10 protein-coding genes are annotated in these 16933 nt (G+C 40.1%); 2 read left to right on the top strand and 8 right to left on the bottom strand.

Annotation, left to right across the window (positions count from 1 at the left end; all coding sequences use genetic code 11):
* Positions 1-42: 42 nt before the first annotated feature.
* Both FTV11_RS03440 and FTV11_RS03435 read left to right on the top strand, forming a co-directional pair.
* Positions 43-1239, top strand: coding sequence for an integrase arm-type DNA-binding domain-containing protein (locus FTV11_RS03440; RefSeq protein WP_180073386.1), 1197 nt, complete (start codon positions 43-45; stop codon positions 1237-1239).
* Between the two features lie 91 nt (positions 1240-1330).
* Positions 1331-1924 (top strand): hypothetical protein, encoded by a 594-nt coding sequence (locus FTV11_RS03435; protein WP_180073385.1) that lies wholly within the window; start codon positions 1331-1333, stop codon positions 1922-1924.
* A gap of 75 nt (positions 1925-1999) precedes the next feature.
* Here FTV11_RS03435 and FTV11_RS03430 read toward each other — a convergent pair whose 3' ends face one another.
* The 8 genes from FTV11_RS03430 to FTV11_RS03395 all read right to left on the bottom strand — a co-directional run bounded on the left by FTV11_RS03430 (position 2000) and on the right by FTV11_RS03395 (position 16865).
* Positions 2000-5203: a DEAD/DEAH box helicase gene (locus tag FTV11_RS03430; RefSeq protein ID WP_180073384.1), complete on the bottom strand. Its 3204-nt coding sequence runs from the start codon at positions 5201-5203 to the stop codon at positions 2000-2002.
* 11 nt (positions 5204-5214) lie between these two features.
* Positions 5215-6615: an EH signature domain-containing protein gene (locus FTV11_RS03425; RefSeq protein ID WP_086260885.1), complete on the bottom strand. Its 1401-nt coding sequence runs from the start codon at positions 6613-6615 to the stop codon at positions 5215-5217.
* A gap of 5 nt (positions 6616-6620) precedes the next feature.
* Positions 6621-7352 carry a type I Zorya anti-phage system protein ZorB1 gene (zorB1, locus tag FTV11_RS03420; protein WP_031980558.1) on the bottom strand — a complete coding sequence of 244 codons (732 nt, stop codon included), beginning with the start codon at positions 7350-7352 and terminating at the stop codon, positions 6621-6623.
* Positions 7353-7370: 18 nt separating this feature from the next.
* The gene (zorA, locus tag FTV11_RS03415) at positions 7371-9431 is read right to left on the bottom strand and encodes an anti-phage ZorAB system protein ZorA (RefSeq protein WP_086260884.1); all 2061 of its coding nucleotides are present in this window, start codon (positions 9429-9431) and stop codon (positions 7371-7373) included.
* 49 nt (positions 9432-9480) lie between these two features.
* A complete protein-coding gene (locus FTV11_RS03410; RefSeq protein ID WP_180073383.1) occupies positions 9481-12729 on the bottom strand; it encodes a type I restriction endonuclease subunit R in 3249 nt (1082 codons plus the stop codon).
* On the bottom strand, positions 12726-14084 hold the full coding sequence (locus FTV11_RS03405) for a restriction endonuclease subunit S (RefSeq protein WP_180073382.1): 1359 nt from the start codon (positions 14082-14084) through the stop codon (positions 12726-12728). The genes FTV11_RS03410 and FTV11_RS03405 overlap by 4 nt, the downstream gene beginning before the upstream one ends.
* A complete protein-coding gene (locus FTV11_RS03400; RefSeq protein ID WP_180073381.1) occupies positions 14084-16369 on the bottom strand; it encodes a class I SAM-dependent DNA methyltransferase in 2286 nt (761 codons plus the stop codon). Before FTV11_RS03400 ends, FTV11_RS03405 begins: the two co-directional genes overlap by 1 nt.
* A gap of 265 nt (positions 16370-16634) precedes the next feature.
* Complete coding sequence (locus tag FTV11_RS03395) at positions 16635-16865, bottom strand: AlpA family transcriptional regulator (RefSeq protein ID WP_004884796.1); 231 nt, start codon at positions 16863-16865, stop codon at positions 16635-16637.
* Positions 16866-16933: the final 68 nt, after the last annotated feature.

The raw sequence follows: 16933 nt of genomic DNA, 5'->3' as shown, positions 1-16933 counted from the left end.
TTACCCCTAAAATTATACCCCCAATTCTGTGGAATTATTGCCATGCTTACAGATGCTCAAGTCAGAAAAATAAAACCTTCAGAAAAGAAAACCAAATACTCTGATGAAAAAGGGATGTATCTAGAGGTCACTCCTTCTGGAGGAATGCATTGGCGAATGAAGTTCCGTTTGAATGGAAAAGAGAATATCTTCAGTATTGGTACATACCCTGAAACTACGCTTGCACAAGCTCGTCGTGCTAGAGATGAAGCACGATTAAAGCTTAAAGATGGGATTAATCCCAATAAAGAGAAAAAGCAAAAGAAACAACAAGCCGATGAAAGCATTCTTTTCAAAGCGCTTGCTATGGAGTGGATGGAGGATCGTAAGGCTGTCATTAAAGAAGGTACATATTTACGTGACCTATCTGTATTTGAAAAAGACCTTTTCCCTGCTTTAGGTAATACACCTATTGATCAGATTAAAGGAAAAGATGTCCTTGCTTGTGCTAAGCAAATTGAAGCACGTGGTGCTCAGGAGATGGCTAAACGCTCTATTCCTTTAGCTGGGCGTATTTTTCGTTATGCGATCCGTAAAGGACTTATTGAGAACGACCCTACACCCCACCTTCATGAAGCTCTCAAGCCACGTAAGGTAAAACATATGGCTCGCCTAGATATTTCTGAGTTTCCGCCTTTCTTAGAACGGATGGATCGTTATCATGGCAATATCTTGGTTAAGACAGCTTTACAGTTTATGACTCTAACATTTGTAAGAACTGCCGAGCTCATTAACATGGAATGGAATGAGATTGATTTTGATAATCGTTTATGGAGAATTCCAGCTTATAAGATGAAAATGGCTTTACCACATATTGTTCCTTTATCTAGGCAGGCTATTGAATTACTCAAAGGGTTACAGCCCATTACTGGTAATAAGCAATTTGTTTTTTATAACCACAGTACAGCTAAGCCTCTGAGCAACAACGCTCTGTTAAGTGCGATTCGCACCATGGGATATACGGGAAAAATGACTGGTCATGGCTTCCGTGGACTTGCATCTACTACACTACATGAGCAAGGCTATATGCACGATGCAATTGAAATACAGTTAGCACATACTGTCGGAAATGCCGTCTCTCAAGCCTACAACCATGCACAACATTTAGAATATAGAACTAAGATGATGCAGGAATGGTCAGACTTTATTGATAGTTTGAGAAACAAAATAGTGCCTTTTCCTAAATATAAGCAAGCTTAGACTATAAATTTAATAATATTTTATTGATTCATTTGATTAAATTTGTAGGATATCCTACATTTATTAATAATAAAATTAAAGGACATTATCCATGGTCAAAACCAGATCTGAAATCAATCAAGAAAGCAATGAACGCCGTGGCATTGTAAATAAAGCATTTAAGCTACATGAGAATACAGTTGATGCAATTCGTAGCCTAGCTGAAGATTCAGAAAAATCACAGGCTCAACTTATAACCAATGCCTTTGATGGATTTTATACTCCACTGCCTGCGGGTTATGAAAATGAAAATGGCGAATACATCTCATCTGATATTTATATTTATCATCCCTATGGATTAGAAACATGGCTCACTATTACTAATGTGAGGGATGAGTATGATGAAGAGATTGAAATTGATATCGATGAAATTAATTTTGAGGATATGATTAATCATTTCATTAGCCAACATTTACCTGGTCTTCACATCAACCATATTAAAGTTTTCTATACGCCAATACTTGGCTCAGGTGAATTTTATAGCCCAAACTACTCTAAGCTAAAGCAGGAAATGTACAAAGATTCGGTATCATTGTTTTTTGATCTTTTCCATGAGATGCCAACGTTATTTAGATACAAGAATCTTCAAATGGTACCAATGATTGAAGGTTCTAAAGAATATGAAAAACTAACAAAACTTTATTAATTATGAGTATTAAGCCTTGTTATACAAGGCTTAATTTTAAATCAATAGACTAAGCGATTAAAATTAATAAGTTATCTAAATCATTTCAATCAATTCTTTGCTAAGTTCTCTACTCGGCTGTAGCATATCATCTGCCAGAGCCCGCTTACTTGATAAAAGTCGATCTAATTTTATTTCAAAAGTATCAAAATCATTTGCTGCTATTGATGGGTAGTAAACAAAAACTTCTTTATCTTGTCCTATACGATAAGCACGGTCAGTTGCCTGATCTTCCTTGGCAGGATTCCAACTGCGCGTATAATGAATGACATGATTAGCTTTTTGGATATTAACGCCAAAACCTACAGCAGTGGTTGATAAAATAATTACATTAAAACCACTAGTTGCTTGGAATCTATCAATAAGGTTTTGCCGTGTTAAACCTTTTTTACTACTTGTATTTGAATCTCCATTAACGGTTGTAACATTTAAACCGAACCGTTCTAGAAGAATCCGTTTCAGAAAGACTTGAATATCTCTAAATTCAGTGAAGATAATAACTTTTTCATTCTTTACCTTAATTGCTTCCAAGGTTTTGATCAGCCAATCTACTTTAGGGGATTCGTGAATTGAAGCATTCGGTTGCAATTGGAATGGATGTGCACAAATCATTCGCATACTGTGCAGTGATGCCAACATCGCACCTTGATTACCTTCTTCAGATAACCTCCTGTAGCGACTAATTACATCGGCATATAAGTGACGTTGAAGTGAAGAAATCGTAATATTTTTACAATGATCTACTTCAATTTTTTCTGGTAAGTCGGCAACATCATGTTTCATCCGTCTTAAGACTTGTGGTGCAATCAACTGTCGTAATTGTTCCAATACCTTATTGTCAGTATTTTCACTATTTTCTATTGGACGACGATAAGTTTTTCCAAATTCATTCAATGACCCTAACAAATTTTCTTGAATAAAATCAAATAAACACCATAAGTCAGTGAGTGAATTTTCGACTGGAGTACCAGTACACGCTATTTTAAAGTCTGCCTTTTGAGCTTTAGCCGCTTTAGTCACCATTGCTGTAGGAACTTTAATTTTTTGTGCTTCATCGCAAACCATAATCCCCCAATCAACTCGTGCTAAAGAAAACTCTAGATCACGCATCGTTTCATAGGTTGTGAGGATAATATCCGCATCACCTCGCCAATTATCTTCAAGCAAATGCGTAATTCCATGATCGTCTCTCAATTGAGCAGAAATTAAATGCTTGGGAATTTTTCGATCTTTTAAATTCTCACCATATAGACTTAGGATTTTAGCAAATTTAGCACTAAAGAACCGATTTGCTTCTGCCTCCCAGTTTTCTAATAATGAAACTGGAGCAACCACTAAAACTGGTTTTTTATCTTTTGCATTTTCTAAATATTCACCAATAAAACACAACAATTGTAAAGTCTTACCCAATCCCATATCGTCTGCTAAAAGACAACCACTTACCTGTTCTGGTGCGTATCGATGTAGATTCTGCAACCATGCAACCCCATACTCCTGATGCGGTTTTAAACCGAATTCCTGACTTCTGAAACTTAAAGGTAATCTAGCCGGAGGATGGTTCTTCTCATCAAAAACCAATTGATCTGCTCGTTGTTTAGTAAACTCAGCTTTATCAATGTTATTTGCGATGAGTAATGTATCTTTCTTTTTTTTCTGTAGATTAACCGTAGGTTCTTCTAATGTTTCAATTGCTTCTTTTCTATTTGAATCACTCAGACTATTTAATAAATTTTTAGCGTCATCTACAGAGACTTCGGTGTTCACATTAGGAATTAGAACCTGATCTTTACCTTCTTGCTCAGCCTGCTTGATACGCTGTTCAAGCAACTCTAATGCCTCATCGGAGAAGCGATCTTGTAGTTGTTGCTCCAACTCCATGAGATGCTGTGGCAACCACTCTGATTCACCACTGTCTCTTTGAATAAACTCAGAGTTTAGTTTTTGTGCTTCACCGATACCAATGACCCGATCACTGTAATTAGATAGATCTAAAACTTGCTGTGCTTGTAACTCATCTTCGTATTTTTGGATTTCTGTTAGATCACTTTTTAACTCTTGAACCTGATGATCTAAATAGCTCGTTTTATCAATTGTATAACCCGCCCATATGAAAATTGGTGATGGCTTTTCATAAGCAGAGATAAAATATTTTGTTTGCTCTAGATTGGAGAGTTCCAACAGAATCGGTTGTTGTTCACGGCCAGAATTTTCGTTGAAAGTTAATTGAGCAGAAACATAATGTCCTAACTCATTATAAAATTTATCTATCTGTAAGCTGTAACTATAGATTTCTGCATCTTGCTTTGATTTTTCAAAACCTTCAGGAGAGATGACCTCTGTGGCATCATCTCCTAATTGCGCGAAGGGGTTATGCAAAAATGTTTGAGCGCGCTCACCAGATACACGTCTATTCGGCATCTTTTTAATTTCACTCAGTACATTTTTAACTTGAGGATCAATGACTACATGAGCGACTCCACCTTCTGGTAGGCTAATGCTATATTGATCTTGTACCTGATTATAGTGATCAAAAGTTTGCAACCAATTTGATGGTGCCTCCTCAAAGGAGGGTTGTATTTCTACAACTGATTCCTGACTAATCAAATTCTTACGCAGATTTAATTGTAATTTTTCAGGTGCAAGTACCACGGTCTTACGAAGAAACTCATCTAAATTTGCCTGACTTCGATTAGCTAAACTTCGTATTTGAGCCCAATACTTTTGATTGAGCTTATTATCTTTATTTGATATACGAGCAAATTCTTTAACTTTTTCTATAAGTTTCCAAGTCGCTTCATCAAGTAAATATTCTTGACCATCAACATTCAGTACGGCACCTATTCGTTTAATTAGGCCTTTAGACTTAATCCTATTTTGATCACACCATCCATCCAGAATGATTTTAAAATCAGGATCACTTAATCCTCCCTCACTACGAATCACTGGATGTAAATTCGTTGAACTCGGTAAGTTGAGTAAATTAAGTACGTTACTATGTTCGGGATCTTGCTGAAGCTGAAACAGCTCCTCCCATGGCAATACATACTGATCATCCAGGAGATACGCGATATCTTCTTCTTCTAGACTTTCCCAATAAAAATCAGCATCAGTTTTAGCATTTTGTTGATAAGGATAAATCAATCCTACTTCATCATATTGTAAAGACTTTATACTCACCACCAAGTTATCTTCAACAACAGAGTCAGTACTTTTTTTCTTTTTCCAGAATGCTAGCTTCATGCCATTACCTTTTAATAATGCCTTTTATATCTTGAATTAGAATTATTTGCTTGACTGGAAAAGATTCCCAATTCAGCTAATTTTTCATCAAATCGTATTTGCCAACCTGGTGTATGACTTAATTTTAATAAGTGTACCCATGGTTTGAGCTCATCAATACTGACCTCCCTTGCTCTTTCACTATAAGGTATTGAATTTGTAATATAACAAGCATTACCTACACTCGAAAAATCCATAACATAAACATTTTCAATTTTGAGCATAAAAGCATTATTATTTGCAGTCGATCGAGTTAAACGTTTTAGCCTTCCTTTATTCATTTCTCTAAATTTAATATGCTCTGCCTGAGTCGAGTGTAATGCATTAGGACCTAAGAAAATCTGGGAAAAAGAAATCTTATCAATATATTTAATCCAGTAATTAAAACGTTCTATATCTGCTACGCGACTGAATAAATTGAAAAAAGCTTCTAAATCTGCCCTTACAAACCACTGAATCACCATTTTTTTGGTATCAACATTTACGTTATTCCATCCCGCTGATGATTCATACTGAGGATTACCCCACTGATCCAATGCTAGATGTTTTAATACCTCATGTACTTTCTCTCTCTGAGAGGTACTAGCATACCGTTCTAGAAGCGCAGCTAAAATATCCGTCGCATATATTTTATTTTTTTCAAGCAATACTAAAAAACGTGGGATAATTTGAAAATACTCATCTTCTTTCATTGTCTTGATCGACTTAATTGCAGATCGAATCAAATCATCCCAAAACCAACTAACCGAAGCTATTCTTAAACTTTCTAATTGATTAGCAACTCTGTTTTCATCATTATCTTGTAAAAATTCACGTACAAATTTTTTCGTAGGTTCTGTGGTTAAAACCTCTGAATTATCTATAAGAGTCGTCATCCATTTTTTAGGCCGAGTTGAAGCTTTAAATATCGAAGATTTATTTTCATCTAGTATTTTTCTTAACTGAATCCAATTACTAGGTAAGTTTTCTAGTTCATGTTGCTCAAAAGCAAAATAACTATACAACAGTGGAAAATAAACAAACTGGAGTTGGTCAATTCCCAATTGGTTGAAATAATCAATTAATCTTACACCTACAGGTGTGAATAAAAGTTTTTCTTCATAATTGGGCAGTTTTTTACTGAGAGACCAAGCCAAATTTTTCCAATCTCGTTTAGTCATCCCATCAAACCCATGTTGTTCAAGTTTGAGAACTGATTTGATAATTTTTTCTTCTAATGGTTGTACATTTTCAAGATCATCGAGTTTATGCTCAATAATCGACAATGTTTTCATTAAACGCTGAGGTCTAACAAATTTAGTCTGTATATGAGTTGGTTCAGAAAATACACTTATTTTTTCTTCAAGACGACGTTTCAGATTCGCAATACTCATCACTATCACCGTGTCAATTGGCATGTTTCAACAGGTGCTGAAACAAAATGAGGTTGCGGTTCAGCGTTCTCTTTTTCTTTTAAACCATAGAATTGCATCCGTAGCTCAACACGACGTGAGGCTTCTTTACTATCCTTAGCTGAATTAAAAGAGACCCCACCAGCTAAAAATAATTGTTTAACCTGGTTCTTTTGTGCTTCAGTTAAACTTAACCCTTGGCTAAACTTGGGATCGAGTAAATTGCACATGACCCATTCTGAACGACGTAAACTTAAGTTTAAGTTATAGAGATATGAACCGTCCGTATCTGTGAATCCTTCAATCACAATTTGTTTAAACCATTTTTTTCCATTTTCACTATTAGCAGCATTTAAAACAATGGGTACTAACGTATTTAATGCCTCTACACCTGCTGCATTTAACCGGTAGTCATTATGGCCAAACCGACCAGCTTCTCCAAAGTTGATACGATTGTCCTTACAATCAACAGCAATAATCTTGTTTTTCAACGCGGCGTCATTTTGAATACTAGTACAAATATCCAAAATCTCTGAACTGCGTTGATTTTCGGCTTGAGTCGCTTCATTGATTTTTTTCGTTACGACCATTAATGACACAGCCATTACGACTAAAAACAAGGTCATTAATGCTGTCATTAAATCAGCGAATGAAATCCAAAAAGGTTTTTCACCATCATCTTTAGAACGTGGTTTCTTAGAGTACCTGTTACCTAACATTAATCATGTACCCCAAAATTAGTTTTTCTTTTGTTGTACAAGATCTTCCAGATCTTCTACAAAATTACCCAAGCCCTCTACACCAGTTGCAAGGCGTTTTACAGCTTGATCAAGGGTATTATCAAAAGCTCCTAAAGAATGATTTAAGCTGGTTTCCACTGAGGAACCAAAACTGTCAAAACCTTTCACCAGCACATCACTGACTTGCTCAAGATAATCCTGCATTTCTTTCTTCACTTGATTCAATGCATTTGTCATGTGATTCATATCTTCAAGCATTTTGGTACTCATACCAGCTTCAGATTGAGCTTGTTTAATCAAACCATCTAAAGTACTGATTGCCTGTTTGACACTCTCTTGTGAGTCTTTATAGTCTTTCAATAGAGAGATTAAATTGCTGCTTGCGCTGGTCAAATGCGTAGAGGTGGTACTTACTTCTGCAATTAACTGTGATGTCTTATCAGTCACTGTAATCAAAGAACTGCCCGCAGTATTAAACTGTTCAGAAGCTAAGCGCATTTTTTCAGCACCGTTATTCATACCCGTAATACTATCCGTTGTCACTTGAGATAATTTCTGAATATTTTCTTTATAGACTTGGACCGCATTTTGACTGTGTGCAATCAAATCTTTAATTTCAGTTCCTAAATTATCAATTAATGCAGATGATTGTTCGTGCAATTTTTGCTGATTTTCTAGAATTACACGATCTTGTTCCATACGCTGTTTCGTGACATCTGACATTAACTCAGACATCGTTCCGCCTAGATTCCCCATCAACTCCGAGACTTTGCCATTTAACTGCTCAATCGCATGTTGACCTTGTTCTCCAATTTTTGCGGCACCTTGAGATAAATGATCCACCATTAAATTCATTTGATCAGACATCTCATTTTGTTTTTGTTGAATATCTTCAATCATTTTCGACATCTGTATTTCTAATGTTTTCGTCGAAGTTTCACTATTAATTTTCATATCTGTCAGTAATTGGGAAAAACCTAATTGCATTTCCTTCATAGCAGATACTGATTGAGTCATCATCTCATTCATGCCCGTCATTTGACTGCCGAACGTAGACTCCAATTTACTCATAAAGGCTGTAAGCACATCAGTCATGAGTTCTTGGACGGCTGAACCTTGGTCACCACTCACTTGTTGTACGCTAGACGCAATTTTATCTAGAGGTGCTTGCAAGGTATCCGTAATCGATTGACCAATCTGAGTCGCCATATCCTGACTTGATTTCGCATAGCTTTCACTTAACTGTGCAGCAAAAGCAATCTGATTCTTTTTATTTTCCTCAACCAAATTCGTCATCATGACTTTTAAGTCATTAACAAGGCTATCTTTTAATTGACGAGCATTGGTTTCGTTTGCTTGAGAGGATTTTAATAATTTAGCTAGATACTCTTCTCCAGTGGAATCAGTTTCAAAAAGCTTATCAATTTCTGTCGTTAAAGTTTCTAACTGTTCATAACACTGACGCAACCACGATTTTTCGCGCCAAGTGATAATCATTGCAGTCCCTATCGCAAGTGCAGAAGCCATAAATGCTTCACTTACCCCACCTAATAACAAGCCTAAACTGTCTTGAACTTTTGCTGGATCGCCTGCGGGATCAAAAGCTAATAATCCAAATAGAAGGCCGGCAAAAGTAGCAATAATACCTACACCAGTGATGATACCTGGCAAGTGCTTATAAAACTCAACTCTTAAAGGGGTATCCACAATGACAGCTTGTGAAAAAAATACATCACTTGATACCGTTGCACGTGAGGAAACTAGTACATCTTCTCCATCTACAGTTTCATAGATGTCATGAAAAGAATTTTTGTAATTCAACCAAGCATGTTTTAAAGGCGTATCATTTTCGAATTTTGCATCTAATGAATGCTTATTTAGACTAGAGTTTTTATCCATTCCTTTTAAGGCATTAATTAGTACTGATAATTGCTCACTAAGGTTTTTAGCAGGTTTGATATATTTAGAATAGAATTTAAACCCAATCCATAATACAAAAATGAGCATTCCCACAGGAATGATAAAATAATCCTGCAGAAATTCAGCAAAAGCCAACATATCAATACACCCCTTTACTCAAAAATTTAATTCTAAAAATGTTTAAAAACTATCGACTGCTCAACATATCAAAGATCACTCTCGCAAAGATGCTGGCCTTCGCCGGATCAGACAGCAACTGCATCATCTGTTCCTGATGTGCCGCACTACTGCCAAGAATGGCATCATCCATGGCTTTCGGGAAATCACCCAGCATGGCCTGTTCGCGGGTATTGTTGGCGATCTGCTTCATGACAATTTCATTCTCAGCCAGTTTGTCACGTACCGTATAGGCATAGTTGAGCATATCTTTATCAGTCAGGTTATCGGTGATAAAGACATCATTCAGACGCTCAATAATCTGTGACAGGAACTCTTCTTTCTTATCACGTGGCTTGGCTGCACCGAGGTCATTGCCCGGTTCTAGCTTAAAATCTTCGGCATCTTCTTTCAGCTTGATGTCCTGCTGACGGATCTTGGACAAGCGGTAATGGCTCATGCTGACATTACTTAAGTCCACCTCATCATCTTTCGTTGCGGTTTCACGCAGCAATGGACGCAGGTTACGCGCATACAGACTAAGTTTTTCCAGTTCTTTGTCATCGTAGTCCACGATCTGCGACATAAACTCGTAAAAACGAGTAAAGCTTCCCAAGTCTTTTTTAAAGATTTCCAGCTTGTCTTTTTCAAGCTTGGCCTCTTTAAAGGCATTGTCGGCATTGGCAATCAGCACCGCATCATTGGTTTTCTTGCAGCGTTCCAGCATGTCACGGGTGGTGTTATAGGCTTCGATGGCCTGACTATAACGTTTCTGCCAGCGTTCAACCGCGGGTTTGCAGATATTACTGATCGCAGCATTGGATTTGTTCTTGGTAAAGAAGGCTTCTACAAACTGTTCAACTTCCGTCCACAGAAAAATCTTGGTAGCTGTCAGCTTTTCAAACAGGTCAAAGATCTGATCTGGATTGGAAACATCGGCTAATTCTGCGGTTTGATAGTAAGGCTGGAAGGCCCCAAGAATGTCTTCGGGATCGTTAAAGAAATCCAAGACAAAGGTGCCAGATTCCGCCTTGCCTGGATAGGTGCGGTTCAGGCGTGATAAGGTCTGTACGCATTCCACACCGCCAAGTTTCTTGTCGACGTACATGGCACACAGTTTCGGTTGGTCAAAGCCAGTCTGGAACTTGTTGGCCACCAGCATCACCTGATAATCATCACTGTCAAAGGCCTTGCGCATTTCCCGACCTTTCAGTCCCGGGTTCATGTTGCGTTCGTTAAAGGTCTGCCCGACTAAGCCACTGCTGTCGGTATCCTTGTCATTAAACTCAACCTCACCAGAGAAGGCGACCATGGCCTGAATGGACTTGTAGCCTTGCTCAGAAACGTATTTGTCAAAGGCCAGCTTGTAACGCACCGCTTCCTTGCGTGAACTGGTCACCACCATGGCTTTGGCCTGTCCACCCAATAAGCCCATCACGTTATTTTTAAAATGCTCGACAATCACTTTCACTTTCTGGGAAATGTTGTGGTCATGCAGGCGTACCCATTGATTCAGCCTGATCTTGGCTTTCTTGGCATCAACCTGTTTGTCGGCTTCTTCAATTTTCTGCTTGAGCTTATACACCACTTTATAGTTGGTGTAGTTTTTCAGCACATCCAGAATAAAGCCTTCTTCAATCGCCTGACGCATGGAGTAGACATGAAAGGCTTCCGGCTTGTTCTGCTTGGAGGGTGGTAGCTCAGGATTGGGTACACGGCCAAACAGTTGCAGGGTTTTGTCTTTTGGCGTGGCGGTAAAGGCATAGTAGCTGAGGTTATTACTGCCCTTACGTGCAGCCACCACCGCATCCAGAATGTCTTCTGAAGACAGTTCAGCATCCTCTTCACGCTCTTCCAGCATCAACACTTCTTTCAGCTGTCGTGCCGTAGAGCCGCTTTGTGAAGAATGCGCTTCATCGGCAATCACCGCATAGCGTCGCTGTTTCAGGTTGCTGCTGTTTTCAATCGCACGCAGCACAAAGGGGAAAGTCTGGATGGTCACAATGATAATCGGCTGTGAGGTTTCCAGTGCCTTGGCCAGTTTTTCCGATTTGGAGCCATCGCCTTCTTTGTTATTGATGCGACCGACCACGCCATCGGCATGTTCAAACTGGTAGATCGTATCCTGTAACTGGGCATCCAGAATAGTACGGTCTGTCACCACAATCACCGAATCAAACAGCTTGTGATTGTGGTGATCGTACAGGGTCGACAGCTGATGTGCTGTCCAGGCAATCGAGTTGGACTTGCCCGAGCCGGCACTGTGCTGAATCAGGTATTTCTGTCCAGTGCCTTCCTCTAAGGCGGCATTGATCAGTTTGGTGACCACATTCCACTGATGGTAACGCGGGAAGATCAGCAGCTCTTTTTTGTACTTGCGTCCTTCCCAGTCTTCTTTTTCTTCAATTTGCAGATGGACAAAACGTCCAATGATATTCAGCAGGTTGTCTGGGGTGAGAACTTCATTCCACAGGTAGGCGGTGGCGTACTGGTTAGTATCTTCCGGCACGTCATTACCTGCACCGCCATCCTGCGTGCCTTTGTTGAATGGCAGGAAGAAAGTGTCTTCTCCTGCCAGCTGGGTCGCCATATAGACTTCATACTGACTGACGGCAAAGTGTACCAATGCGCCACGCTTAAACATCAGCAAGGGTTCAGGCTTGTTGGTTTCCGGATCTTTCGGTAGTCGGGTACGTTTGTACTGCAACATGGCATTCTGCACCGCCTGTTTAAACTCAGACTTGAGTTCCAGAGTTGCCACCGGAAAGCCGTTGATAAACAGGACTAGATCAATACGCCATTTCTTGGCCTGTTTGCCCATGTCCTGTAATTCGGCAGCCGTGGCATAAGGGCTATAGACCAATTCCGGTACAATCCGGCAGATGTTCTTTTTATAATTGGCTAAGGTATCCGGATTCAGCGCATGTTCAGGCTTAAACTGACAGAGGAAAAAACGGGCGCTGCGGGTTTTCACTCCGTGACGCAGCACACCTAAAGTGCCATAGCTACGTGACTGTTCATCAGTGGCATTGATGTCGGCTTTCTTCAGCTGGGCAACCACGGCTTCTAGAAAATGCCGTTCGGTATCTTGCGGAAAGATGCGCTGAAACTTCTGCCAGTCTTGTGCTTGGGTTTGTTGCACAAAATCTAGTACGTCCTGCTCATACAAGGCGGATTCACGGTTATAGCCTTGTGGCGTACCGAGTTGCCAGCCCTGTGCCAGCATTTGGGAAATAATGTCGTTCTGGAAAATGCTTTCGCGGGTGGCGTCTAGACTCATGCGCTTAACTCCGTGTCTGCCTCAGTAACGCTTGGAGCTTGCCAATTACGAACGTCAATTTTCCCAGTCACGGCTGCGGAGATCAGGGCAGTTCGGCGCTCTTGCATTAATGAAATTGCTGATTCTGCTTTTAAAATTAATTCATCCTGCTTGGTAACATAATGATCAATATACTCAACAATTTTCTGTTGTTCTTGAAGTGATGGAAGAGCAATTTTATACTTAACAACATTATTAACGTTTAAGTTACCAACGCCTCCACCTGTTACCGTTCCCTCATAATTCAGGAACTTGCAATAATCCGTTCCAAAGAAATACATAACGAATTTATTATTAGCAATATTAGAATTTACCCGAATGTGAGTTAAGCTAACATATATTGAAAATTCCAAATCTATATCAACAATACAAGCTTCTCCTATTCCCGCACCTACTCGCGTTACCAAAATATCGCCTAACTCGGGCTTCCGATATTTGGTTAATTGCTCATGTAATGAATGAGGAATGTAGTTAAACTTATGCAGAGATAATTTATTGTTCTTGATATTTTGTGCAGATAAAAATGGCATTCCTACATCTTCTTCAACATAAGTAGGCGTTGATGCGACACCACAAGTGATAATAGGTGCTATATGTGCAAATTTCCAGAATCCCCAATGCTCCGGCACTTCCCCTAACCATTCCACGCCCGAATCTTTCATCGGAACATTTGGATCAAGTCCTTTGGTTACGGCATGACTAATCACCGCCTGACGTTTTTCTTTCAGCAGTTCGATCAGTTGTTGTTGTTTTTCAATCAAATGATCGATTTTGGCAGTTTCGTGGTCGAGGAAATTAACTATCTCATTCTGTTCTTTAAATGTTGGGAAAGGCATGGTAATTCGACCAAGCTCATCAAAATACAGTCGTAACCGCATTTCCATAATTCCTCTAGACCAACGCTTAAATTCCATATTTGCAATTTTGGTTCTAAATAAATAATGGTAGAACTTAGGATTCAATTTCTTAGTTGGCCGAAGAATATCGTAAGCAGGGCTAGTTACCCCTTCATATTCCGAATAACCTACTGCACCCATCCACGCTAATAATTTATTGACTACAATGTCACCTTTTTTGACGAGCCAATAACCATCTGTCGTTGAAGCTTTATTACCTTTTTGTTCAAGCTCTTTTCTTGGTTTAACACCAATTTCCGTATACACAGATAATAATTCATAATCATTATTTTCTGGTGCTGGCTCCGCTATTAATCTAAAAAAGCGTTTAGTTGGCTGTACATCCCAATGTGTAGGTATTTCTCCCAACCATTCAACCCCTGAATCTTTATACTCCGCATACGCCTGATACTTTGCCATTATGAATGCACCTCTTGCAGAAGTGCCATAATTTCACGGCTCACCGCATCCAGATCGGCATCAATCTCCCTTAGGTCACGTGGTGGCTGGTACACGTAGAAATGACGGTTAAACGGAATTTCATAACCCACAATGCCAATCTCGCCATCTTTTTCATCACGCTTGTCGGCATTGATCCAGGCATCAGGCACATGGGGCTGTACTTCACGTTTAAAGTAGTCTTCAATAAGCTCTGTGGTACTGACCTTTGGATTCAGTGCGATATTCTCGGCATCACGCAAATCCCCATCCTGCACAAACTCCACCACTTTACCTTTATAGCCAAACTGGCCATACAGTGGGTTTTCCGTCTGTTTCACGACCTTGTTAATCACCGGTTCCGCTTCCGGATTCTTCCAAGTAATGGCATCTAACAGTTGTTTCTTCTCTTTGGCATCCAGCTTGATGTCGGTTTGCTTGAGGGCTTTTTTCAGTACTTCATCAAACTGGTTAAAGTCATCAAACTGCTCAGTGCCAATCACCTCCTGTAAAGCTTGGGCTTTTTCCATCAAGGCTTTCTGGAACAGCCAGATTTTGCTGTCCAGTACCTCTTTAATGTCTTTTTCTTTTAGCTCAGGGAACTCGGCTTTAATCAAGGCACGGACTTCAAGCGCCACATCCTGTAACTGACCATAAGTTTCTGCTGTCCACGCTGTACCAAAGGCTGTTCCCAATTGCGCATCGATACTTTGCATCACGGCATTAAAAGGTTTCGGGGCAAAGCGTAATGCAGCAATCGCGCTATCCGTGATCTGTGCCGATAAACGTAATGGACGTTCAATGGTCACGCGACGGTAGCCAAATTCATGACTGTCAAAGATTTTGCTGGCGAATGGTTTTTGCTGTTCGGTTTCGCCATCTTGCGCCAAGGTATCCACTGCCACAAAGTCACCGTAGTTCTGAGTAATGGTGGCAATTTCAGTTTCAGTCAGATAGTTACGTTTTGAACCCAGCGACTTACGCATTTTGGTACTGAGGTTTGAGGCATTGATCAGCTGTACCTTGCCTTTACGTTCAGCGGCTTTTTTATTGCTGAGTACCCAGATATAGGTGGCAATGCCAGTGTTGTAGAACATGTCGTTCGGTAAGGCAATAATGGCTTCCAGCAAGTCGGCTTCTAAAATATAGCGACGGATCTCACTTTCGCCACTGCCTGCACTACCCGTAAATAACGGTGAACCATTCAGGATAATGCCGATGCGGCTACCGCTCTCGCTACTACTGGCATCACGCATCTTGCTGATCAGGTGCATCAGGAATAATAATGAACCATCGGACACACGTGGCAAGCCGGCACCGAAACGTCCATCAAAGCCCTTATGTTCATGCTCGTCCTTGATGTCCTGTTCGATCTTTTTCCAGTCCACGCCAAAGGGTGGATTCGACAGCATGTAGTCAAACTGATCCACAGCAAGCTGGTCGTTCGACAGCGTGTTGCCGAGTTTAATCCGGCTCACATCCTGCCCTTTGATCAGCATGTCGGCTTTACAGATGGCGTAGGATTCCGGATTGAGTTCCTGACCAAAGGCACGCATCACCGCATTTGGGTTCAGCTCATGCAGATATTCCATGCCTGAAGACAGGAAGCCACCCGTCCCGGCTGTCGGGTCGTAAATGGTACGGATAATGCCTTCTTTAGTCAGGACGTCATCATCTTCCATAAACACCAGTGCCGTGGTCAGACGCACAATGTCACGCGGGGTAAAGTGCTCCCCTGCGGTTTCATTAGAACCTTCGGCAAAACGACGGATCAGTTCTTCAAACACCAAACCCATGTCATGGTTGGATACGTTCTTTGGACTCAGATCCGTGGTGGCAAACTTTTGCACGACTTTATACAAAAGGTTGGCATCATCGAGGAGGCCCACAAATTCGATGAAGTTAAAGTATTCAAATATCTCACGGGCATCTTTAGAGAAACTTTGCACATAGGTGCTTAAGTTGGCCTTGATATCACTCTGCCCCATTTTGCTGAGATCCATTGGGGAGGTGTTAAAGAAGGCTAGACCGTTGGTGGCACGCAGCAATAACTTTTCTTGAGCTTCTTCTGGCAGATTCAGCTTGGAGACTTTTTCATGTTCTGCCAGTACCGCCGCCTTGCTTTCTTCCAGTACACACTCCAGACGACGCAACAAGGTAAATGGCAGAATGATGCGGCCATATTGCGATTGTTTGAAGTCACCACGCAGCAGGTCGGCAACCGACCAGATGAAAGAAGCGATTTGTGAAAAGTTATTGTTGGTCATAGTGTTCTGAAAAATCCTGGTTCTTATTTGACGCAGTAGCATCAACTGAAAACTTGCTTACCTTTATCTTACTGAAATTTTGTTGAACTTTTGGAAAAAAATAGTGATTAATCACTGAATTGATTTCACTCAGCGACAGAAAATGTCGTTTAAAGCATCTTTTGATTGTAGTAGTGAATGGCTTGATTCATTTTATTCTTTAGATTTTTAACATTTCCATAGTTTACTGAAAACCAAAAAATAAGGGAGCCGAAGCTCCCCACTTTTATTCACGATTTTCCAGCTTATCTTCAATCCATTGATTTATTTCCCAAGCTGACCAGCCAATACGAGATTCACTTAGTCGCACAGGCTTTGGAAAAGTAGGATCGTAGTATTTTGATTTCTCATTGATCATTTCATAGATTTTAGCTCGACTAATACTTGTAAATTGAACCACCTCTTTAATATTAACGATTTGATTCATCGGGAAAGTTTGACCAACAAATGCATTCATGATGTTTACTCCTATCTCATGATTTCGAGCAACTCGCTCATGAGATACGGCAATCTCGTAAGGTTTTA

Source organism: Acinetobacter sp. YH12231 (assembly GCF_013417755.1).
GTDB classification, from domain to species: domain Bacteria; phylum Pseudomonadota; class Gammaproteobacteria; order Pseudomonadales; family Moraxellaceae; genus Acinetobacter; species Acinetobacter amyesii.
Note: the sequence above shows the minus strand (reverse complement) of the source record. Positions and strands in the feature narration are given on the sequence as shown.